The organism is Wolbachia endosymbiont (group A) of Yponomeuta plumbellus (genome assembly GCF_947251575.1).
Lineage (GTDB): Bacteria > Pseudomonadota > Alphaproteobacteria > Rickettsiales > Anaplasmataceae > Wolbachia > Wolbachia pipientis.
In genome coordinates this window covers 384,156-407,151 of sequence record NZ_OX366353.1, presented here as the reverse complement: position 1 = coordinate 407,151, position 22,996 = coordinate 384,156, and the positions used below count along the sequence as shown (strand labels likewise).

General features: G+C 35.0%; 19 protein-coding genes. 9 read left to right on the top strand and 10 right to left on the bottom strand.

The genetic code is table 11. The features are described 5' to 3' along the window. The first annotated feature begins 102 nt into the window (after window positions 1-102). On the top strand, window positions 103-1,878 hold the full coding sequence (locus OPR39_RS01995; protein WP_174516763.1) for a coiled-coil domain-containing protein: 1,776 nt from the start codon (window positions 103-105) through the stop codon (window positions 1,876-1,878). On the opposite strand, the gene OPR39_RS01990 is transcribed toward OPR39_RS01995, so the two are convergent. Together OPR39_RS01990 and OPR39_RS01985 are read right to left on the bottom strand one after the other, a co-directional pair. Further along, a complete protein-coding gene (locus tag OPR39_RS01990; protein WP_265038955.1) occupies window positions 1,862-3,037 on the bottom strand; it encodes a CCA tRNA nucleotidyltransferase in 1,176 nt (391 codons plus the stop codon). The genes OPR39_RS01995 and OPR39_RS01990 overlap by 17 nt on opposite strands. Before the next feature lie 88 nt (window positions 3,038-3,125). Next, window positions 3,126-4,118, bottom strand: coding sequence for an OTU domain-containing protein (locus OPR39_RS01985; protein ID WP_265038954.1), 993 nt, complete (start codon window positions 4,116-4,118; stop codon window positions 3,126-3,128). A gap of 118 nt (window positions 4,119-4,236) precedes the next feature. Between OPR39_RS01985 and ychF the strand changes: the two genes are divergently transcribed. Then, window positions 4,237-5,331, top strand: coding sequence for a redox-regulated ATPase YchF (gene ychF / locus OPR39_RS01980; RefSeq protein WP_015588985.1), 1,095 nt, complete (start codon window positions 4,237-4,239; stop codon window positions 5,329-5,331). Continuing rightward, window positions 5,324-5,494 (top strand): hypothetical protein, encoded by a 171-nt coding sequence (locus OPR39_RS07330; RefSeq protein WP_349496636.1) that lies wholly within the window; start codon window positions 5,324-5,326, stop codon window positions 5,492-5,494. The genes ychF and OPR39_RS07330 overlap by 8 nt, the downstream gene beginning before the upstream one ends. A 66-nt stretch (window positions 5,495-5,560) precedes the next feature. Here the strand turns inward: OPR39_RS07330 and OPR39_RS01975 are convergent, their stop codons facing one another. Then, the gene (locus OPR39_RS01975) at window positions 5,561-5,875 is read right to left on the bottom strand and encodes a hypothetical protein (protein ID WP_236514785.1); all 315 of its coding nucleotides are present in this window, start codon (window positions 5,873-5,875) and stop codon (window positions 5,561-5,563) included. 133 nt (window positions 5,876-6,008) lie between these two features. On the opposite strand from OPR39_RS01975, the gene OPR39_RS01970 reads away from it, so the two are divergent. From OPR39_RS01970 to OPR39_RS01955, 4 genes are all read left to right on the top strand, one after another. Continuing rightward, window positions 6,009-7,211, top strand: a complete 1,203-nt coding sequence (locus OPR39_RS01970; protein WP_265038952.1) for an ankyrin repeat domain-containing protein — start codon at window positions 6,009-6,011, stop codon at window positions 7,209-7,211. Next, window positions 7,204-9,009 carry a pentapeptide repeat-containing protein gene (locus OPR39_RS01965; protein WP_265039425.1) on the top strand — a complete coding sequence of 602 codons (1,806 nt, stop codon included), beginning with the start codon at window positions 7,204-7,206 and terminating at the stop codon, window positions 9,007-9,009. Before OPR39_RS01970 ends, OPR39_RS01965 begins: the two co-directional genes overlap by 8 nt. Beyond that, the gene (gmk, locus tag OPR39_RS01960; protein WP_015588988.1) at window positions 8,993-9,598 is read left to right on the top strand and encodes a guanylate kinase; all 606 of its coding nucleotides are present in this window, start codon (window positions 8,993-8,995) and stop codon (window positions 9,596-9,598) included. The genes OPR39_RS01965 and gmk overlap by 17 nt, the downstream gene beginning before the upstream one ends. A gap of 286 nt (window positions 9,599-9,884) precedes the next feature. Then, window positions 9,885-12,197: an ankyrin repeat domain-containing protein gene (locus OPR39_RS01955; RefSeq protein ID WP_265038948.1), complete on the top strand. Its 2,313-nt coding sequence runs from the start codon at window positions 9,885-9,887 to the stop codon at window positions 12,195-12,197. Here OPR39_RS01955 and sdhA read toward each other — a convergent pair whose 3' ends face one another. Together sdhA and gltX are read right to left on the bottom strand one after the other, a co-directional pair. Next, window positions 12,198-13,997, bottom strand: a complete 1,800-nt coding sequence (sdhA, locus tag OPR39_RS01950) for a succinate dehydrogenase flavoprotein subunit (protein ID WP_265038946.1) — start codon at window positions 13,995-13,997, stop codon at window positions 12,198-12,200. It abuts the gene before it with no gap. Window positions 13,998-14,720: 723 nt separating this feature from the next. Beyond that, entirely contained in the window at window positions 14,721-16,142 is a 1,422-nt protein-coding gene (gltX, locus tag OPR39_RS01945; RefSeq protein ID WP_141457167.1) for a glutamate--tRNA ligase, read from the bottom strand. A gap of 149 nt (window positions 16,143-16,291) precedes the next feature. On the opposite strand from gltX, the gene OPR39_RS01940 reads away from it, so the two are divergent. Next, window positions 16,292-17,047 (top strand): ankyrin repeat domain-containing protein, encoded by a 756-nt coding sequence (locus tag OPR39_RS01940; protein ID WP_265038945.1) that lies wholly within the window; start codon window positions 16,292-16,294, stop codon window positions 17,045-17,047. Window positions 17,048-17,119: 72 nt separating this feature from the next. Continuing rightward, window positions 17,120-19,195 (top strand): acetyl-CoA carboxylase biotin carboxylase subunit, encoded by a 2,076-nt coding sequence (locus OPR39_RS01935; RefSeq protein WP_265038943.1) that lies wholly within the window; start codon window positions 17,120-17,122, stop codon window positions 19,193-19,195. Here the strand turns inward: OPR39_RS01935 and OPR39_RS01930 are convergent. Genes OPR39_RS01930 through OPR39_RS01910 form a run of 5 tightly spaced genes read right to left on the bottom strand, consistent with a single transcriptional unit; the run spans window position 19,144 to window position 22,944 of the window. Then, the gene (locus OPR39_RS01930; RefSeq protein ID WP_174516784.1) at window positions 19,144-20,172 is read right to left on the bottom strand and encodes a COX15/CtaA family protein; all 1,029 of its coding nucleotides are present in this window, start codon (window positions 20,170-20,172) and stop codon (window positions 19,144-19,146) included. The two genes, OPR39_RS01935 and OPR39_RS01930, sit on opposite strands and share 52 nt — an antisense overlap. Then, entirely contained in the window at window positions 20,154-21,743 is a 1,590-nt protein-coding gene (locus OPR39_RS01925) for a glycosyltransferase family 2 protein (RefSeq protein ID WP_141457162.1), read from the bottom strand. The genes OPR39_RS01930 and OPR39_RS01925 overlap by 19 nt, the downstream gene beginning before the upstream one ends. Before the next feature lie 5 nt (window positions 21,744-21,748). Further along, window positions 21,749-22,225: a F0F1 ATP synthase subunit B family protein gene (locus OPR39_RS01920; RefSeq protein WP_141457161.1), complete on the bottom strand. Its 477-nt coding sequence runs from the start codon at window positions 22,223-22,225 to the stop codon at window positions 21,749-21,751. Between the two features lie 8 nt (window positions 22,226-22,233). Continuing rightward, window positions 22,234-22,713: a F0F1 ATP synthase subunit B family protein gene (locus OPR39_RS01915; protein WP_265038940.1), complete on the bottom strand. Its 480-nt coding sequence runs from the start codon at window positions 22,711-22,713 to the stop codon at window positions 22,234-22,236. 3 nt (window positions 22,714-22,716) lie between these two features. Then, window positions 22,717-22,944, bottom strand: a complete 228-nt coding sequence (locus tag OPR39_RS01910) for a F0F1 ATP synthase subunit C (protein ID WP_006014985.1) — start codon at window positions 22,942-22,944, stop codon at window positions 22,717-22,719. Window positions 22,945-22,996 lie beyond the last annotated feature (52 nt).

The following is a 22,996-nucleotide window of genomic DNA, read 5'->3' as shown; positions in this document are numbered from 1 at the left end:
TTGACACCTGTGTTAGTATTTGTTTAACATTTATACTAATATATATAACTTTATTACTATTAAAATTTTCTGTAAATTAAAGTTAAAAAATAAGGTAATTTTATGCTAAATATTAATAATAAGGTTAATTATGAAATTAATATTAAGCGAAAGGAAAAAAAATACAGCTGGTCTACTGTATTTGCTTGGTTATATCTAAAAACGATTGGACGAATATTGCCCAAGAGATGGAATAGATGGGCAGAAAATATTTTGTACTACGATAAAACTACTGCAAACAATGAAGTTCAAACTGATGCTTTTAAGACAATAGATGGAAGTGTTCAAGTTGACTTAAAACCTGAAGTTGTAGAGAAAGAGAGCCAAAGTGTAGTGATAAACAAAGATGGAGGGGTTCAGACTGATGGAGTAGCATTGATAACAGAGGAAGATGATGAAGCATTAGAAGAACAGCTGGAGGGCATAAATCAGGAATTAGAACTTGAACGTTTACAAAATGCTTCCTTAAAAGAAGAAAATAGAGAATTACGATCTGCAATTGAAGGACTTGAAAAGAGTTATAAGGGACTTACAGAAGATGCAGGCGAACGAGAAGAGGAACTAACCAAATACAAACAAGATAAAAAAGCAATGCAGGATAAAGTTGATGAACAACAGAAAACTATATTTGATCAATACATGATAATAAGAGAGCAAGGAGAAGAAATTGAAGCTACTAGGAAAGATAATGAAAGTCTGCAAGCACAAATAATAGAACTTAAGAGTAGGTTAAAGGACAAGGAGGATAAATTAATTGAATTGAATCAACAATGGCAAGCTAGCAAATTAGTGGCTTTACTTAAATCACAGACTGATAAATTGTGTCAGGCTAAAGACAAAAATACTGAATTAGAAAATAAAGTCAGTGACTTAGGTCATGAAAACAAAGCTCTACGATTAAGTGTGAATACATTGACTGCTCAATTGGGTGAAATGGAGAACTTGGGGAAGCAATTACAAAGTGTTCAAGAATCTAAACAACAATTGGAGATTGATTTAGAAGGTCAATTGAAAGCTGACACTAAGAAACTACAGGAAGCAAAAGAAGGTCAATTGGCTAAAAAGGCAGGTGCAGTGAGTACAGTATCTACTGCAAAATCAACTCTTTCAAAATTACGAAACTTGCCCAATAAGCTTTCTAGGGATAAGGGTCTCAATAACTTTTTATCTGGGAAAAACGAGGAGTTAAAAAAAGGTTTTCCTGAATTTAAAGAGAAACACTTTTGCCATAACGTGCTTAATGAAACTATAAAGTCTCTATCAAATCAAGATGATGGCAAATTTGAAAGCAGTAAGCTGCTTGAATTATTAGAAAGTAATTTGAAACAATCCGCAAGGGAGATCATAGAAGCTAAGGTTAAAGAAGTTGTCAACGAACATTGTAACATTGGAAAAAATATGGGTAAAGAACTACGAGATGACACGTTAAAAGCCAAGTTGTCACCTTCTGTTAGAAAATGCGTAAAAAAATTAGAATTTAACAAACAAGAAGGGGTAAATAAGATTGTAGACTCTATCTTGCACAGCTTTAATAGCAAGAATAATAATAATAACGACTCAGGAGAATTGCTTAAAGAAATTGTTACAGGAAAATTAACAGAGGCTAAAATGAAATGTTTTTCAAATAAGATTCAAGAGTTACAACTGGCATTAAGCATAAGAGATAAATTTTTATCTCCAGATCAGGGAATGTGTAATCAAACTCAAGGAGGAGTAAACGAATATCAATTAACAGAAAAAGCTAAAAAAGAACATATACCTAATTCCTCTATGAGTTCCCCTAATATTGCAAGCATACATTCATTGAACAGTCAGAAAGCAGTTAGAATAGGCTCTTAGCATAAAGCACCAGCTCCTCTTTTGTTAAAGCGTAGGAGCTATCTTCCCAATGTTGTTTTAGCAATTCCAAGTTTCTACCTAAACTTTTTCCTGGCTGGTGACCTATACCTATCAAGTCATCACCAGATAAAGGAAATTTTGGAATATTGAATGTATTAGCAAATGAAATATATTCATCAACATTTTCTCCAGACTCAACACCACAAATTCTTACTAAATCACAATATAATTCTCTACCAAATAAAGATATGTATTTTTTTTGCTCTTTTTCTGAAAGTTCTGTTTTGATATCGTTGGATAGTAAAAATAGCAGCCTTTTCTTTTGCTTGTTCGAAAGACGTAGAAACATGATTATGTATTCTCCAAGACTTAGCCTGTCATTTTTTTTAGTAGTCCTAAGGAGTAACGCTAATTTTACTAGCACATCAGTGCCGAAAAGAAGTGACGAAGACAGAATTTCGCATTTTACTTCTTTTGGGATAATCTTTTGCAAAACATCAGATTCTTGCATGCTCTTAAGTGTTGGAAAAGGATCATTGCACTCCAGCAATTTAAGTATTTCATCTCTTATTCTCTCTCCAGAGAGGTTTTGGATCATATGCGAATGCTTTTTGCATACGCTTAGTATTTCATCACTCAAATCTCCGGCACATATTTTTGCATGAAAACGAAATGCTCTTAAAATACGTAGATAGTCTTCTTTAATTCTATCTTCAGCGTTGCCTATAAAGTTTAACCTTCGCGCCTTTAAATCCTCAATGCCACCAAAGTAGTCATATATATGGCCATGCTTATCTGCATATAGAGCGTTAAATGTAAAGTCACGCCTTGAAGCATCAGCTTGCCAATTATTGGTAAATTCTACTTTTGCATGCCTACCATCACATTTCACATCATGCCTTAGTGTCGTAATTTCAAAAGACCTCTGATTTAAGATTGCAGTAATAGTTCCATGGTTTAAGCCAGTTGGAATAGTTTTTATATTACGGAGTTTTAGCGCTTTCATCACCTGATCAGGAAGCAAATTAGTAGCTAAATCGATGTCGTGGACATCACGTTGCAAAATTGAGTCTCTCACACATCCGCCGACAAGCCTAGCCTCACCACCAAATTCCTCTATGGCATCAATAATTAAACTAGTCTCCTGGTCAACTTGCATTTAGGTTAGTACATACTGCAAGTTCATATTATATGAAATGCTTGCACAAACCCCTATATAAAAATATACAGGGCTATGAAGATTTATTTTACACTTCCAATTGTGATATTTGTTGTTGATGAAATATTTTTTCTGTTCTTGATTCCTCCATACTACATCTTGGTAAGCTTGAAGGGTTTTGCTTTTCAGAGTGCTCTATGCGCTGCTTTATATCACTAACGCACTGCCCTACAACATCACCAATTTTTCCATCAGCATTTTCTGCCAATAACTCATCAAATCTCTTCTCAACCTCTGCTCTCTCAGAGATATCCTTTGAAAGGTTACAATACTCTAAGATCTCATCTAACTGAAGCTTTTTTGCTAATAGGAAATCTTCTTGTTCTTGTTTTGCTAAACTTTTATTTCTATCAAGCAATGGTTCAAAATGAGCATGTCCTTTGTTTATTACATGCAAAACACTACTGTCGTCATAATTAACTTTATTGTATTCACCTGCACTTTTTGAACCTGAATTGTCTATTAATTCATGCAAAAACAAATCTTGGTTATCAACAGTCTGGTTCTCTATAACATGCAATTTTACATCATACTTCTGACAAAGTATTCTGCCTTCAACGTCAGGATCACCCCACCTATCGTTACGCATAATGTTTGCTGTATAATCATCTACAGTTTCACTACGGTGCTGGCCATTGTTATCATGACTATTGACAATTGCATTTGTAAACCACTTTGGTGGATTCTTTTGTGCAAATTCTTTACAGTCTTCTCGTAACTGCTCAACAGTAACTTCTATCCCCTTCTGCTGTTCTAGACCTTGTCTGAATGAGTCAAAAAAGCAGCTTCCATTACCAATTGCTTGTCCTACATGGAAATTGTCAGGGTAAGGATTACTATTTAAAAGAGTTATTTCTTGTCCAGAGCTCTTGAACCTTTTCGGACTTCCAGTATCGTAAAAATCATTTGATAGTTTCTGTTTCCTAGGTACATTCATTTGCCCTGAGATCTTGGGCCTTTTTATTCCAACCTCAACATCATGAAAATCACTTGGTAGCTTCCGTTTCCTAGGTTCAGCCATAGTTTTTACCTTAATTTAAGCTATATGTTACTATACCAACAAAATTATTAATAAGCAACTAATTAAGTATAGCAGAAATTTTTAAATTATGCAATAGTTATAACTTTAAATAGCAAATATGAGCTTTAACTGCGGTATAGTTGGGTTACCAAACATAGGAAAATCAACCTTATTTAATGCGCTTACAGAGTCAAGTGCAGCCGAAGCTGCAAATTATCCTTTCTGCACAATTGAGCCAAATATAGGCAAGATTTCGATAAAAGATCAGCGTTTGAAACAAATCGCAGCAATTGCAGGCTCAGAGAAGATAATTTATAATCAATTAGAAGTTGTAGATATTGCAGGTCTGGTAAAGGGTGCGAGCAAAGGTGAAGGGCTCGGCAATAAATTTTTAAGCCATATCAGAGAAGTTGATGCTATCGTTCATCTGCTCAGGTGCTTTACGGATGACGATATCAGCCATGTACACAGTAAAATAGATCCAATATCAGATGCTGAAGTGGTAGAAATGGAATTAATCCTAGCTGATATTGATAGCATAGAAAAAAGGCTTCCTCAATTGGAAAAGAAAGCAAAGCAAGGTGATAAAGAGCTAAAGAGACAACTTGAATTAATGCAAGAGGTATTAGCTACTTTAAAATTAGGTAAACCTGCAAGAAGTTTGGAGAATATCAATGAAGATGAGATGAAGTTGCTTCAATTGCTGACAACAAAGCCCGTTATGTACGTTTGCAATGTTGAAGATACAAATGTTATAACTGGCAATGAATTATCTAAAAAGGTAGAGAGAATGGCAGAGGAAAATAAAAGCAAATTTTATTGCATTTCAGCAAAACTCGAAGCAGATATTGCAAATCTTGATAGTGAAGAGGAAAAACAGAGTTTTTTATCAGAATTTGGCTTACAAGAATCAGGCCTTGATGGAGTAGCGCGTATTATGTATGAAGTGCTGAGTATGATAACTTTCTTTACTGTGGGCCCCAAAGAAGCACGGGCATGGCCAGTAAAAATAGGGTCAACGGCCGATAAAGCAGCAGGTGTAATCCACACTGATTTTGAGAAAGGCTTTATAAAAGCAGAGACAATAAGCTTTGCAGACTACATAAAGTATGGAAGTGAATCAGCTTGCAAAGACGCAGGAAAAATTCGCTTTGAAGGCAGAGATTACATCGTGCAAGATGGTGATATAATGCACTTTAGGTTTAATGTGTAGTTTATTATGCAGCCACTTATTTAAAGTTAAGTTTTCTGGATCCCAGTGTCTGGGCACTGGGATGACAAGAAAGGGAGCACTGGAATTTTTGTTTCAATATTTGTACATTAGCCATGCATCTGAACAGATACCTCCCCTAAACGGATACACTGTAGAAGGATAGTTTCTTCTCCCCAGTAAAGACTAAATTCCAGACTGGAATGACAGCAGTCCTATGTCATACCGCGATTCATTCCATAGCTGTACGAACATTCATTTTTGAAGGTAAATTGCACAGCAAATGGTCAGTGCTTGGCACTGGAATAACGTCCTCCTTTGTCATCCCAGTGCCCAGACACTGGGATCCAGTTTTCCATATAATCTCATCGAAAATGTTGTAACCACTTTCTATGCTAGTTTGCTTGCTTACAAGCAAACTTTTCTGGATCCAAGTAGTCTGGGCACTGGGATGACGAGAAAGGAGCACTGGGATGACATCCTCCCTAGCGGAGATTGCTCTCAAATCACAATGTTCGTACAGTAAGCACTGACCACTTTGCTTCAATATTTGCGATGCCCCTGAACAGATACAAAAAAATCTATTATTTTTTTATAAATTAAATCCTAAGGCATTTTTTACTGTAGATTAATCATTTGATTATAGTATCATTTTAATTAAGCTTATGTTTTGAACATTTATGAAAAATATTTTATATTTCATACTATTAGTTGTTGTATTTGGATCACTGAGCCTGTTTGCCATAGAGCAGCGTGAAGAAAAGAAAATTGGGTCAGTTCATAAAAACGAAAATGTAGGTGCAAGAAAGCAAGATTTACTGAGCAGTACAAATCAAAAAGATGAGTTGAAAAGCAACGTCGATGCTAAACAAACACAAGAGGCTGAGAGCAAAAGATTAGACGGCACTACCGATAAAGAGAAGCTCCAACACAACGAGAACAAAGCTTCCGTGGTTGAAAAAACTATAAGTGAGGGTGAAAAGATTGATAAAGATTTGCCAAATGACCAGCTAGAAGGAAGCACAGACAAATTTGCTCAAAATTTACCAAATATGGCCAATAAAGAAGTGAATAAAGATTTGAAACCAGAGCCTTTGCCTTTAAGTGCTGATTTAAATGAGAATACAACTGACCCGCAAAAAAATCTACAAGCTGATCAGAAGATTGATATAAAAGATAATGAACTTTCAAAAAGTGATGCGAGTCAATTATTAGAGGAAAAAAAAGAAAAAGTAGAGAATCAGTCTGAAGAAAAAAAAGTGAAAGAAACAAACAGTAATTCCAAGGACCGCAATAGAGTAAAACCTATAACTAAAAAAGATGAAAGTGAAAAGAAAAATTTACAAAAATGGACAAAGCTAAACAGAGAACCAATAAAAGAATGGGGTCATAAAGACATACAAAGCAAGTCAATATATAAACGACAATATGATAGCCTTAATGAGCATCTTCCTACAACTGTGTTTATTGATGATTACAGTAAGCAATTTTTTTACTGCATTAAGAAGAACAACTTAACTTGCTTAAGAGGAGTAATAAGTAAGCTAGAAAAAATTGGATTAACAATTCAAGAGATACTAAGGTTTAGAAATAAATTGGGTGATACTCCTCTCATTTATTCAGTTAAACAAGGTGAGGTAGACATAGTGCGCTTTCTCTTATTACAAGGTGCTGATCTTAGAGTAGTTAACAATAATTTTCAATCCCCAATTGATATAGCAATCGAAAAAAAGCAGATCAATATAATAAATGCGATTGCCGAAATGATGCCACATCTTTTGGAGGATAGAAAAATAGACAATAAAGAAAGCTCAGCAATGTACGATTGGGCTGTGAAAACGAAAGAAAACAATGAGTCGCAGTGTGATAAGCAAGATGATTAGATTTTTGATATTAATTTTAGTTGGTCATTTATGTTATGGAAACGAAACAAATGATGAAAAAAATCAGATTAGTGATTTTTTAAACGCTCTGCATGATGTAAAATACGTATCTTACAGTAAAAAAGACTTTGCTGAATTTTTGGTGCAGTGCCACAAAGAGGGCGTGCCAGAAGATTTTAAGAAAGGTTTTGGTTCTAACTTAAATGGAGCTAATTTTAACCAACTGTACCTAAGTAAATCTGTTTTTGATGGAGTAAGTCTGATTGGTGCCGATTTTTCTAACACCGATTTATCCGATGTGTCTTTCATTGATGTTGATTTACGTGGTGCTAATTTTTCCAATGCTAATTTACATGGCATTAAAATAAAAGGTACAAATTTGAGTTTTACAAAATTTGTTTCTGCAAACTTAACAGATATCGTATTTGATCAGTCTAATGTTAGTTATGCTGATTTTATCAGTTCCGATCTCAAAAAAGTAAGTATGCACAACGTAATTGGTTTGCATACTAATTTCTCGAATGTGAAAATGAATTTCTCCAACTTATCAAACTCGAATGTTAGCCACGTAAATTTTAGTGATAGTGAAATAAACGATACCGTTATGCAGAAAAACAACCTTGATAATGCAAGTTTCTTTGGAGTGGATGCATATAAATTAAAGATACAATTTTCTTCATTAAAAAATGCTAACATATATGGTGCAGAGTTAAAAGAATCAGACTTTACAGGTAGCAATCTTTCCGATGCTTGCCTTAATTCTTCTATCATAATTAACAGTAACTTCGACGAAACTAATTTAAGCAACACACAAATTTCCTATGTGAATGACGATAATTCAAGTTTTGTTCAATCTATACTAAATGGTTCCAAGATAAAACATGCATATGTTTCTGAAACAAATCTTCAGGATGCTGATTTATCCAATATTGATTTTAGTTTTAGTGAACTGCATCAAGTTAATGTCTCTAATGCTGACATTCGTCATGGAAAGTTTCATAATACTAAAGTTGCGAATTCTAACATGAATGGCTCATTTTTTGACCATTCACTATTTACCTCTGCAAAGATAGAAGATTCAGACCTTTCTACAACTTCAATGTATAAGATAAAAATCCAAGACTCTCAAGTTTATAACAGTACGCTTTCTCGCCATAATATTGATTCCAGTGAAATAGAAAATTCAACATTCTTTAATTTATTAGCTGATAATTCGAGCTGGTCTAATTTAAAAGTAACTAATTCAAATTTTATTGAAAGCGATTTCAGATCTTCTTTGCTTCACGCTAATGCCTTTAGGAAAACTAGTTTTTTTCTTAGCAATTTGAGTAATTCAACAATTAGTGATATGTCTTTTCTCTCTTCAAGCATATATAAAAGTTCAGTTGCTAATTCTCATTTAACAGGTTGCAAGTTTGATAATTCAATTTTGATTGACAATCAAGGGCAGAAAAAACTTGCAGGCTTAGAAAATGCTATAACTTCAATTGAAGATTTGCAAGAGAAAATATCACAGGGTGAAAAATTTAATGTAAATTATTCTTACTTTGAATTTAAGGATATGAATTTAGAAAATGCCGATTTTTCTAATTCAACATTGAGTAGAGCAAAGTTTGTAAACGTTAATTTGAATAAGGCAAATTTTGAAAAGAACGATTTGCGCTATACTGTCTTTGATAACTCTTCTCTCATTGGCACCAACTTATCAAATTCTAATTTAGAAGGTTCTAGCTTTTTAAACTCTGATCCAAAAAGCACCATGTTAAAAAATGCAAAGAAAAATGACCGTAAAAAGTGAGGGCGTATTATTGGTTCTATCCTCCCCTTCTGGAGCTGGAAAAACTACTATATCAGCAAAATTACTTGAGCAATCAACTAATTTAGTTAGGTCTGTTTCTATGACTACACGCAAGCCTCGCCCCGGCGAAATAAATGGAAAAGACTATTTTTTCGTTACCGAAGAAAAATTTCACGAGTTATGCAAAGCTGGCCAAATGCTTGAATACGCCAAAGTTTTTGAGAATTTTTATGGTATACCAAGAAATTTTATAGAGCAAAACTTAAGCAATGGAATAAGCGTTTTACTCAGCATAGACTGGCAAGGAGCATTTCACTTATTCAAGCTCATGAGAAAAAAAGTTGTAAGTGTTTTTATACTTCCCCCTTCAATGGAAGAGCTTAGGTTGCGTTTGCAAAAGCGTAATAGTGATGATGCAAGCGAAATAGAGCGCAGATTAGCCGAAGCTCAAAAAGAGATAAGCAAACGTGATAAATATGATTATGTAATAATCAATGATGATATTGATAAAAGTGTAGAAGAGATAAGCTCCATACTAAATAAAGAAAGACTTAAAAAACTAAAAGAAAAACCAAGTCTGGAAGACTGATAAAAACATCAATTTGGATATTTGCAGCTATAGTTTCTTATCCTATTTTAGCCAGTAGCACGTTTCGCAGTTTAGCTATATTTATTATTTTTTAAGATTAAATGGTTAAAATAGTAGCAACTGTTCAAGTGAGGATTTGACTATGATAACAGATTTTCTAATAGAAACTAGTTTTCTGCCTTTCCACCTATACATATACAACGTTTAGCTCAATTTAAAAGTCAAACTTCTTGGTTGTTAGTTTAGTGCTGACAACTTAAATAGCTTTTAATATTGAGGTTTTAGTATGGGTATAGATATAACTGCACTAACTACTAATGCAGATAAATTAGGTGAATGCATAGATAAAAATAAAAAGCAAGAGCAGGATAGAAAAGACGAGCAATTGTATGGCATTATAAAGAGAAAGGTAAAAAAAGAAGAACACAAGCGTGAAAAACCAAGAGGTCAAGATGGAACCCTCAAGAAGTGTAAAAGGTTATTTGAGAAAGATGCTAGTCCTGAAGTATTAACTAAATTAGAAGAATCACTTAGAGAACAAGAAAAATATTATAGGTATTATGTCCAATGCTTCCTTCCAGTGCTAGATAAAGCAATAGAACGATCGAAAAAAATATCAAATGAAACAAAAGAGCGAGTAAAGCAAGCAATTTCAGAAATTACTTATAATAGCAAATATTGTAACCAAAATGATCGTAGGGACAGTGGAATTGAAAGTGACTACAGTAGCGATGCTGGTGATGATTATGAGAAACATTCAATCAGTAACCCTAATACAGCAAATGAAGATCAAGAAGTAGAGAAAAGCAACGGAACAACGCATAATAATGTTCAATTACTAAAAGCGATCAAAAATGGAAATAACAGGAAATTAAAAAAATATCTAAAAGATTGTACGGATATTAGCAGCATAAAAGCTGAAGAAGGGAAAAATATTTTACACCTCATTGCGTCGTTGGAAAAGAAACAGAAATGCAAGTTTCTGGGTACCCTAATAAAAACGGTCACCAAGAAAGATCTAGCACAACTCATTAATAGTGAAAATCAGACCCCTTTTCAGGTAGCACTAATTAACAAGGTAACAAAAGAAAAACATGAGTCTAATACAATTCGAAGTAACGATAACACACTTAAGTTTCTTACAAAATTGTTAGAGCATGGAGCCAGCTCTGATAATTTAGAATTATCTACAGAAGAATTACAAAACTTAAAAGAGGAGCAAAAGACATACTACCGTAATTTCTTAGAAAAATTAGCAGAGCAAGGAAAGAAATCTAAATTAAAGCCAGAAATAAGAATCAATACAGAAGCAAAAATTAAAGAAATTATACCACATACCATAAATACTCCAGATAGTAATGATAATTATCTATTACATCCAGTAATTAAAAATAGTGATAAAAAACTTTTTAAAGAACTATTGGAAAAAGGTGCGGATATTAGCCTTAAAGACACAGATGGTAACAATGCTTTACACTTGATTGTTAAACCTGAAACAAAACAAAAACTTAAACTTCTCAATATATTGCTAGAAACAGGCCAAAAAGAACAATTTATAAAAGCTGTAAATGATAAAAAAGAAGGGCAAACACCGCTCCATCAGATACTCCAGCGCATACAAGAAAAGAGTAAAGAGCCTTCATTGAAAAATAAAATAAAAAATGTAGTAAAAAATGTAGTAAAAAAAGAATTTAAGGATACTGGCAGGTATAAAACCTTAGAGTTATTTCTACAAAATGGTGCAGATATTACTGTGCAAGATAAAGATGGAAAAAATGCTCTGCACTATATTGCTTCATTCAAAGGAGAACAAAAAGTTACATGTTTAGAGTTGATTTTAAATTCGGTGGAAAAAGAGAAATTTAGTAAAGCTGCAAACGCCGCTAACGAAAAAGAACGCACACCACTACAAGTAGCGCTAATTACTAAGACGACAAAAGATAAACATAATTTGGTCAATCCTAAGAGCCGTGATAACACGATCAAGTTCTGTGTAAAATTATTGCAAAATGGTGTTGACCCAAAGCAGTTAATACTACCCGAAAGATTATGGAGCAAAGAGTATTATAAAACTATAAAAGGAATAGAGAAATCAATGGGTAGAGCGCTTATTCCAGATGATATGAGAACTGAACTGAAGTGCAACTTTGGCAGGAAGTTAAAAGCACGCGATATTGTGAAGTACATCAATAATGTTGCTTGTAAAGCAGTGACAACGCTTGTATTTGCTGCTTTAGCCTGTGCAGCAATATTCAGTGCTTCTCAAGGAATTATTACAATTGCAACTGCCTCATCTATTATAGCAGTTATTGGAGTTTGTTATCTTATTTACTTGAATTTAGAAAATATTTATGAAGGATTTGGAAAAATTAAAGGAAAGTTTACTGAAGAAAAGCAACTTACACTTCAAGATAACGCACCAAAAAATGATACACAATGCAATAACTCTGTTAAAGATATAGAAAATAAGTCCAACGATTTAGAAGAGCAAGAGGTGCAAAAATCATCAAATCAATCAGAGCATACTGAGAGTCCTCCAGACACTAAAATGAGTGCCATATCAATAAACTCGTTGAAAAATTGTGTAGGGATAGTGTAACTAGTAAACCCTCTTCTCTGGCGCTATGAAATCAATCTCACCGCTCAGAGTTTTTTCAGCCACTTTTTTATAATCAATTTTTACGTTAATTTGCCCTTTCTTTTCTTCAAGCCACGCTATAGTGTGCTTCATCCAGTTTTTGTCATCACGTTCAGGAAAGTCTTCACGAGCATGGGCACCTCTGCTTTCCTCGCGATTAGCTGCGCATTCCATGGTAATAACCGCTTGTGGGATCATGTTAGCAAGCTCCAGTGCTTCAACTAAATCACTATTCCACATCATACTGCGATCCTCAAGTGAAATATCAGGCATCATTTTTGCTACCTTTTTTATAGCTTTTTTGCCTTCTTCTAAAACTTCAGCAACACGGAACACTGATGCGTACTTTTGCATAGTGTTCTGCATTTCGCTGCGTATTTTTGCTACTTTTAGCCCACCGGAGGCAAATCGCATTTTATTAAATCTATCTACTATCCAGTCTGTGCAGTCTGAATGCAATTTTTTATGTGGTGTACCGGATTTTAGTTTCTCTCTTGCTCTGAGCGCTGCAGCTCTGCCAAAAACCACAAGATCAAGAAGCGAGTTAGAACCAAGTCGATTTGCACCGTGCACAGAGACACACGCAGCTTCTCCAATTGCAAATAGTCCATCTACCACTTCTTCCTTACCTTGCTTCAGCGTGATCACTTCTCCATAATAATTAGTTGGAATGCCACCCATGTTATAGTGAACAGTCGGAATGACCGGTATTGGATCTTTAGTGACATCAACTCCAGCAAAAGTTCTTGCGGTTTCGCTAATGCCCGGCAATCTGAGTTTTATTACTTCCGGATCAAGATGTGCTATAGTTAAATACATGTAATCTTTTTTCGGTCCAACTCCCCTTCCCTCTCTAATTTCAATTGTTATTGCGCGACTTACCACATCACGAGAAGCTAAATCTTTTGCTTTTGGTGCGTAACGTTCCATAAACTTTTCGCCCTGAGAATTAACGAGGTACCCCCCTTCACCACGGCATCCTTCTGTCATCAGGCACCCTGAGCCATATATTCCTGTTGGATGAAATTGTACAAATTCCATATCTTCAAGTGGTAATCCAGCCCTTACTACCATGCCATTACCATCACCTGTGCAGGTATGCGCACTTGTTGCAGAGAAATAAACACGTCCATATCCACCTGTTGCTAACACCACTCTATGCGCACGAAATCTATGTAATGTGCCGTCGCATAGCGACCAAGCAAGAACTCCGCAGCATGTTTCGCTATCCATAATTAAATCAATCACAAAGTATTCAACAAAAAATTCAGCGTTGAATTTAAGACACTGCTGATATAGAGTGTGAAGGATTGCGTGCCCAGTCTTATCTGCTGCCGCACAAGTGCGCTGCGCTGATTTTCCTTTACCAAAGTAAGTTGTCATTCCACCAAAGGAACGCTGGTATATTTTGCCATCTTCTGTACGAGAAAAAGGTACGCCAAAATTTTCAAGTTCAATAACAGCTTTAGCAGCGTTTTTACACATATATTCTATTGCATCTTGATCACCAAGCCAGTCTGAACCTTTTATTGTGTCATATGCATGCCAGCGCCAATCGTCTTCACCGATATTACCTAAAGCTGCACTAATTCCGCCTTGTGCTGCAACTGTATGACTTCGTGTAGGGAAAATTTTAGAAATGCAGGCAACTGAAAAATTAGTTGCAGCCATCCCAAGCGTTGCTCTGAGCCCTGCTCCACCTGCACCTACTACTACCACGTCATACTCATGTTCTATGATCTCATACGCTGACTTATCCATATTTACTTATTTTATCATTACAGGCTTATGATATCACAGAAGTAGAAAAAATCTATACAAGTTTTCTATAGCTATACCACCGCGGTATCCCTTAACATAGATCCCTTACTTAACCGTCATACCTTAACATAGATCCCGCTAACAAGCAGCGGGATGACGAGCTTATCGTCATGCCACTGCGAACCGTCATACCGCCGCGGTATCTCTAGATCCCGCTAACAAGTAGCGGGATGACGGTTGTCGTTTAGCCATAAATATTAAGAAATTTACTAAATGAAAAAAAAGGCAAAAGAAGCCCTGGGGTTATTATCTGCTTTAAAATATTGGCGTTTTTTATGTTTTAAACGCTTGACAAGCGAGATTCAGCCGCTTTTAATTGCAACTAACTTACGCTGCAAATGTTTAAGAAATTTACTAAGCAGAAAAAAAGACAAAGAATCCCCGAGTTAGCTAGTCTTTTACTATCTCTGTCGAGTATTGGCATTTTTTGATGTCTTGTAACGCTTTATAAGCGCGTTCAGCTTATTTAGATAAAAATCTAGATGTAGATGAAGTTTTGTAAAGACATACAGTATCTATATACTGCAAAAAATTGAACATAAGACGCCGATACATTAAGTAATCCTTACCTTTTAATCTGCAGATTGGCGAAAGCAAATACAATAGCTTCACTGTTATGATAAGGGGGCTGGCGAAGGGTGTCAAGTAATTTTCTTATTTCATTTAAATTGCTTGTAACCTTCTTATACACTCATCTTTACCAAGAATCACCATGATATCAATGATTCCAGGTGCATCCATTACTCCAGTTATAGGGGCGCGTAATGAGTGGTATACATCGCTTATTTTCATATCGTGCAATTTTGCACATTCCTTGATCTGAGAAGATAAAAAACCCTTATTCCAATTTTCATCACCGATCTTTGACAGAAATGACGCGAGTAACTTAATTATATTGAGGTTAGATTTGACAATTTGCTCAGCCTCTTCACTTAAATCAAGTGGCGGATCTTGAATATAAAATTTTGCTAAATCCAATAATTCGGTCAGGTAGTTTGCTCTTTTTTTTAGCTCTGTCAGTCCCTGCAGTAAATAGCCCTTTTTTTTGTCAGTTAGAGTATTTTCTCTAAGCATTAGAGTCAGAATATCTTCATTGCTCATATTACTAATATAGTGGTTATTCAAATGCTCCAGTTTTTTGAAATCGAGCCGTGCAGGTGAACGACCAATACTTTCTAAATTAAACCACTCTATTGCTTGCTCATCGCTAATAATCTCATCGTTGCCGTGACTCCAGCCAAGTCTCAGCAAGTAATTACGCATCGCTTTTGGCAATATTCCCATCTTTTCATAATCGCAAACGCTTGTGGCACCATGCCTTTTGGATAGCTTATTCCCATCTTCCCCATGGATAAGCGGCACATGTGCAAAGCGTGGAATGTCAAAATCAAGAGCCTGGTATATTAGCAGATGTTTAAAGGTATTAGTGAGATGGTCAGAACCGCGTATTATATCAGTTATTCCAGCATCATGATCGTCAATTACGACAGCAAAAATATATGTTGGAGTGTTGTCAGAGCGTAAGATCACTATATCATCAAGCTGGTTGCTATTTACTTTGATTTGGCCGTATATTTTATCATCAATAACGATCTCTTGCGAATCTGGCACTTTAAAGCGGACAACTGACCTCACACCCGATGTCATTCCAGCGCGTGACCACATATTTTTCCAGTGTCGGCTACTTGGATGACAAGAAGGAGGTTTTGTAGTACATTTATGCTTGTATATCTTGCTCTCTTCTCTTGCTTTTATTTTCTTTTCTGCAACTTCATCCTCAGGGCAATAACAGTGATACGCCCTACCCTTCTCAACTAAAAGGTTTGCTACTTCTTTATGCCGCTCTATTCTTTTTGACTGATATACTATTTCCCCATCATAGCTCACACCGAGCCATCTTAGCCCTTCTATAATTACATCAATTGCTTCTTTCGTTGAACGTTTTCTGTCGGTGTCTTCAATTCTCAGCAAAAACCTGCCACCATGATGCTTTGCATAGAGCCAATTGAATAAAGCAGTACGAGCTCCTCCAATGTGCAAAAATCCTGTTGGTGATGGAGCAAATCTAGTGACTACGTCTGGCATATTTGTCTATTACAGTAATATAAATGATGATAGCTAAAATTTATGTTTGTAACAATTTAGAATTTATTTGTTCTGAGAGATAAAATTTACTTGTTTTTCATAAATTGTGTTGTATAATTTAGTACTGGTTGAATATAGCGAGGTGAGTTATGGATGGACTTGTAGATATAGCAAAATTGCTTTCAGATAATGAAGCTAATATCAATTGGCGTTACACCGGCCCTTTTGATAAAACAAAACAAAGAGTACAGGCAGATAATCTCCTGCATTTAGCTGCAAGAATACAAAACAAAGGTAAATTTGTAGACATTTGTAAGAAGAACATTGCTTCTGTAACTGCGCATAATGAATATGGAGATAATCCATTTCATGAAGCAGCAAGAAGTGGAATTTTGCTGCCTGCAGTACAAGAGATTGTGAATGACTTAGAGACGGAAGCTGATAACAAAATTACGAAAGCAGAAGAAGCTGGAGATCGGAAAGAAGTAAGCAGATTGAAAGAGGAACTCAAATGTAATAAAAATATATTAAAGATGCGCTCTGCAGTAAAGACTATGCTTTTAATAAGAAGAGGGGAAACTCCTCTTTATTACTTAAATGCTGCACAACAGAAAGAAATTAAGCAAATCGCAGGCATAAAAGACAGCTTTATATGTAACCAGAAGTTTCACCTGTGCTTATATATAATAGCAGCGATAGCATGTATCGCTGCTTTATGTTTGTCTTTATACTTTTTATTTTTAGTTTCTCAATCTTTTGCACTAAGCTCGATGGTTGCAATAGCTTCTGGCGGAGTCACATACCTGTCAGTTAAAGCATGTAGCGAGATACATGCCTTGCATAACGAAAGCACTTTAGTGGAAAATGCTAATGTACAACTTGCAGGAGAAAGTTTGGGTGTTTGATGAAGCTAGAAATTACTTGCAGGCAATGATATAGAAATTTACTTTCTTAACTTCAGAAAGTATACTCATACGATGATAGAAAAGAAGTACAGTAAGATTTTAATAGCAAATAGAGGAGAGATTGCCTGCAGGATTATCAGAACTGCCCATAAGATGGGTATATCTTGTGTGTGCATATACTCGGATGCAGATGTAAATTCTGTGCATGTAAGACAAGCAGATGAGTCAAGATATATCGGCCCTTCGCCATCTTGCCTCAGTTATTTAAACATTGAAAAAATATGTGAAGTAGCAGTTGAAACAGGTGCGCAGGCAGTTCATCCTGGCTATGGTTTTTTAGCAGAAAATCCAGATTTTCCACGTGCTTTGCAAAAACACAATATAGACTTCATCGGCCCCAGTGCAGAAACAATAGAAGTTACAGCCAACAAAATAACAGCAAAAGAAGCGGCAAAAAAAGCTGGGGTGAATGTAGTGCCAGGATATATGGGTAAGATTAGCGACGCTGCCCACGCAGCTCAAGTTGCTGAAGAAATTGGCTTTCCGGTTATGCTTAAAGCTGCATCAGGCGGTGGTGGCAAAGGAATGCGAATTGTAAACTCCAAAAAAGAAATTGAACTAGCATTTACATCAGCCACAAATGAAGCAGAGAAAAGTTTTAAGGATGGCAGTATCTTTATAGAGAAATATATAGAGTTGCCAAGACATATTGAAATACAAATCATAGCAGATAAATATGGCAATATAGTTTGTCTTGGAGAAAGAGAATGCTCGATACAAAGGAATAATCAGAAAATAATAGAAGAAACGCCAAGTCCATTCATTAGTGAAGAAGTAAGACAAAAAATGTATGTTCAATGTGTTTCTCTGGCAAAGCAAGTTGGCTATTTTTCAGCAGGCACTGTTGAGTTTGTTGTAGATAAAGACCAAAACTTCTATTTTCTTGAGGTAAATACGAGATTGCAAGTTGAGCATCCAGTAACAGAATTTATAACTGGAATAGACATAGTAGAAGAAATGATTAGAACTTCCTGTGGAGAGAAATTGAGATTCAATCAGGATGATATTAAACTTACTGGTTCTGCAATAGAAAGTAGAATTTGCGCTGAAGACCCATCGAAGAAATTTTTCCCTTCCAGCGGAAGAATAAAATATTACGATAAACCGGGTGAAAATGATTATGTAAGAATAGATGATGGAGTTGCTGCAGGTTCAGAAATTAGCATGTTCTATGATTCGATGATTGCCAAAGTGATAACATATGGAAAAGATAGAGTAGAAGCGATCAGCAGAATGCAAAAAGCATTGTCTGAATGCTATATAGAAGGAGTAACAAATAATATAGAATTTCTAGAATCCATCTTCCATCACCCAAATTTTATCGCAGCAAAGCTCCATACGAGATTCATTCCAGATCATTACCCTAGTGGGTTTCACGGCGATTTTGTTACAGAGGAGTATATTAAAATATTTATTTTCACTGCGTTATATGTTCATTTGGAAAATGAAGAAAGGTACCATCATAAAGCAGTGAATGAAACATCTCAGGTGTCATTCCAGTGCTTGACACTGGAATCTAGTAAAAAAGAAGGGGCACCAGTATCAGCTACTCGGATGGCAGGTGACCGTGCAAGAGATTTATTCATAGTGAATATAAATGACAATGAGTACTCCGTAAATGCAAAATACCAAGATAATATATTAATAACGGTATATAATCACAATAAATACTCCGTTATAGGCAAGTGGAAATCAAGTTATAGATTGCTATATATCACAATTAATGACGATACCAATATAGCACTTAAAATAGAAAGACAAGGCAGCAAGTACTTCATAAGACATGCAGGCATGAAAGCTGAGTGTTGTATATTTAAGCCTCATGTAGCTGAATTAAGTAGGTTAATGCTAAATAATGAAACAGAAGGGATTTCAGCAGATGCTGTAAAATCCCCAATATCTGGCTTATTAGTTAAGTTGCACGTAAATGTAGGAGATCAGGTGGAAATAGGACAACCTTTATTTGTGGTGGAGGCAATGAAAATGGAAAATATCATATGTGCTGAAGCAGCAATGGTGATAAAAAATATTCCCGTTCAAGAAGGAAAAAATGTGCAGATTGGTGATGTAGTCTGCTTTCTTAAATAACACAAGAAGTACAAACTTGACCCAAACAAGATAAATGAAAACACTTGATGAGCTATGGCAATGGCTATTGGTATGTGTAACAAAAGAGTAACCACTCCTAAAATTATCTGAATGATGATGGAGAGCAGCATAATATATACCGGTTTTACGCTAGCATTTTTTACTGTGAGTATTACTACCAAAGTTAGTATTAGCAATGCCAGTGCTCGATGTATAAATTGCACTGTCGCTCTGTTCTCAAAGATATTCAGCCATATAGGCTGTAAGAAAAATAAATCTTCTGGAACGACTTGTCCGTCCATTAGTGGAAAGGTATTGTAAATCAAACCAGCATTTAATCCCGCAACAAATGCGCCGAAAATTATTTGTATTACAATTAGGACCAAAATCATCCTTGCGTAGTATATAGTGTTACCACTAACCTTAAGTTTTGTTTGTTGTGGCCTTATCTGATAATCAAAAAATTGATATGACAATAATGCAAAGATAATTAATGCTAATAATAAGTGAAGTGCAAGCCTATAGTGGCTAACATGAGGTTCAGTTACTAAACCACTTTTAACCATATACCAACCAGCAAAAGCTTGTAAAGCTCCAAATAATAATGCCACAAATAGCTTTATTACTACCTTTTTAGATATTTTTCTTCTTAATGTAAAATATATAAATGGCAGGACAAAAACTAAACCTGTTAGTCTTGCCACCAATCTGTGTACATATTCTATTAAGTATATAGCGCGAAACTCCTCCATACTAATACCATAGTTAAGTGCTTTATATTCAGGTGTAGCTTCGTATTTTAATTTTTCTTGTAGCCAGTCTTGTTTACTCAGTGGTGGTAATGTTCCAGTAATAGGTTTCCACTCCGTGATTGACAATCCCGCTCTTGTAAGTCTGGTAAATCCACCAATTCCTACCATAAGAATTACCATAATACAGCAGAGAAAAAGCCAAATGGCTACAGGTTTTGCTTCCATAAACCATGTTTAGTTTTGTTCCATCGCTCAGGGTAAAGAATAAACTCCCACAAGGCAAGAAAAGCTGCAACACTATGTAGCAGACTATAGACCGGAAAAAATATCGATACTATATAAAAATAAAAAGGCATCTTTTGCTGTTTGACAGCTATTACCAAAAGAATCAGGTTAGTAACGTATACCACTACAAAGTAGTACAAAAATAATTCATTTAAAACTTTAGTTAATATCAATGAAAGCAGTAAAAATGGAGTAGTAAAAAATATAAAAGCTGCAGAGCCAACAAAAAGATTCAATAGCAAAATTCCCTTAAATCCAGTGTGTTTATAAAGTGACTTTATATTTTTTAAATGAACAATATAAGTTTGCATATAGCCTTTGATCCAGCGCGCTCTTTGCTTAATCCAAGCAAATACAGCAATTGGTGACTCTTCCAATGTTTCTGAGTCAATCATCCTGGTTTTATATCCCATTTGCGCAAGTCTCAAACCGAGGTCAGCATCTTCGGTAACACTATAAGCATCCCAGAAAAACACTTTTTTTAGAATTTTTACTGAAAAATGATTACTGCTACCACCCAAAGGCATCGGCATGTTCATTTTTTGGAATCCAGGCAATAAGTATTGAAACCAGTTCATATACTCCAGAGAAAAGGATTTTGTGAGAAAATTATAATCACAATTATAGTAATTTAATTTCGCCTGTACACAGGCAAGCTTATCGTCGCCCTTATTAAATTCAATCAGTGCTTTTTTTAACTGCAATGGGTCTGGTTTATCGTCCGCATCATATATTACTGCATACTTTCCTCTAGCAAAGCTCATAGCATAATTGCATGACTTGGCTTTTGTTCTAGGCAAAGAATGAGGCACTTTTATTACTTCAAAATACTGTGGTAAAGTGTACTTTTCTATAGCTGCTAGCGTTTCCTGGTCATCACTTTCTACCAGAAGCTTTACATCTAATTTCGACTTTGGATAATCCAAACTTTTAACGCTTTCAATTAATTGCCCTATTACTGCACTTTCTTCAAATACAGGCAGTAAAATAGTATATATAGGTTCATTCAACTTACTATAATCCACTTTTTGATTAGAGATTTCACATAAGCTAAAAACTGTAGCTATAAACTTGAATAAATAACTAGAACATCCGATTATAAATATCAACATCAAAGCAAAATATGTACATTTCTCTGTGAGTGTTAAAATTGAAGTTACAATAAAGAAAGAAGCAAAAAATATTGAGCTTAGTTTAATGCTTTTGGCTGAAAAATTAGGATTCTTGTAATATAAGTAGTTGCTTGCAAATTCTGAAATACCAAAGTGCGAGTTAAGAAGATTTAAAATCTGTTCGCTATCCACTTTTATTAATACATAGTCAATACCGTAATGAGTTTCGACCCAACGGGTGATATCTAGACTTGTGTCTTCAACCATAAAAAAAGTAGTATCATTTAATTTTTGCCAAGGAATTATATTAAATTTATAGTAAAAAAGTTTCTCTTGCTCTTTGCATAAACTAGAATCAAACTTAATTTTTTCTACATTATCAGCTTGAAGTATAGGCATTAAACCTAATGCAATTTTTTATTTAAGTCACGTGAAAATGAAGATATGACCTCGCTACTACGCTTATCATCTTTACGTTCATGCATTATTTTTTTTACAGCATCAGCAGCTATACTCGCTGTGTTAGCCTGTAAATCTCCAAGAGCTTTTTCAACTTGGTCAGTGACTTTCTTCAAGTTAGAATGGGCATTGTCATCTAATGTCTGATCTAGCTGCTGTCTATTGTGCTTAATGATACTATTAGCTTTATCAAGTGCTTCATTCATCATTTCATTAACTTCTGCATCTAATTTTTTGTATTTTTCAGAAGATTTTTTGTAATACTCCAACATATCTTTCCTGAATTTTTCAGTTTCTTCACTTGAAAATTTGCTTTTGTTACGCTTATTGTTAAGCGCATTTTTTATCACTTTCTTCAGCAATTTATACGAAAGGACAAAAATTACCAAAAAGGCAAGACCGATAATCAGTGATGTAGACATAAAAACCCCTAAAATTCTTTGGACACCAAATCAGCAACAAACTCCTCTTCAATTTCAGAATTGGTCAATTTAGTATAATAAATTAAAGCAATACTAGTAGCCATTTGTTTTAACTGATCAGTATATTCAGATTTAAATTCTGCCACTTTTTCTTCAATAAGCTTGCTCTTTTTTTTGTCTTCCTCTTCTAATATATTCTTTACATTAGCTCTCATTTCTTCTGCCTGAGCAAGTGCATCATCTATGATTTTTTTTGCCTGTATTCTAGCTTGGGTTAAAGCTGCGTTATACTTGGCAACCTGATCTTCCGTGAGTCTTAAAAGATGAACAGAACTATTAAAAGAATCCAATACTTCTTTACTTCTAGTGCTTATTATTTCATCTAACTTTGGCAAAAATAAACAACTTACTACGAAAAAAAGTGAAGAGAAAAAAATTAAAAACCAAAAAACTTGAGAAAAGAAGGTTGAAACATCAAGCTGTGGCATCTGTTAAGCAGCAAATATTAATAACATTGCAAGTACAAACGCAAGCAATCCCATGATTTCAACCATGGCAGCACCAATATAAACGTAACTTTTCATTTTACCTTCTGATTCAGGGTTCCTCGCAATCCCATTTAACATAGCAGAGAAGATATTAGCTATACCTAAACCAGCGCCGAGCATTCCAAACACAGCTAAACCAATTGCTATAAATTTTAAAGCTACTAAATCCATATATTACCTTTAATTATTTCTTTATAATATAATTGTAAAATATTCTACAAGG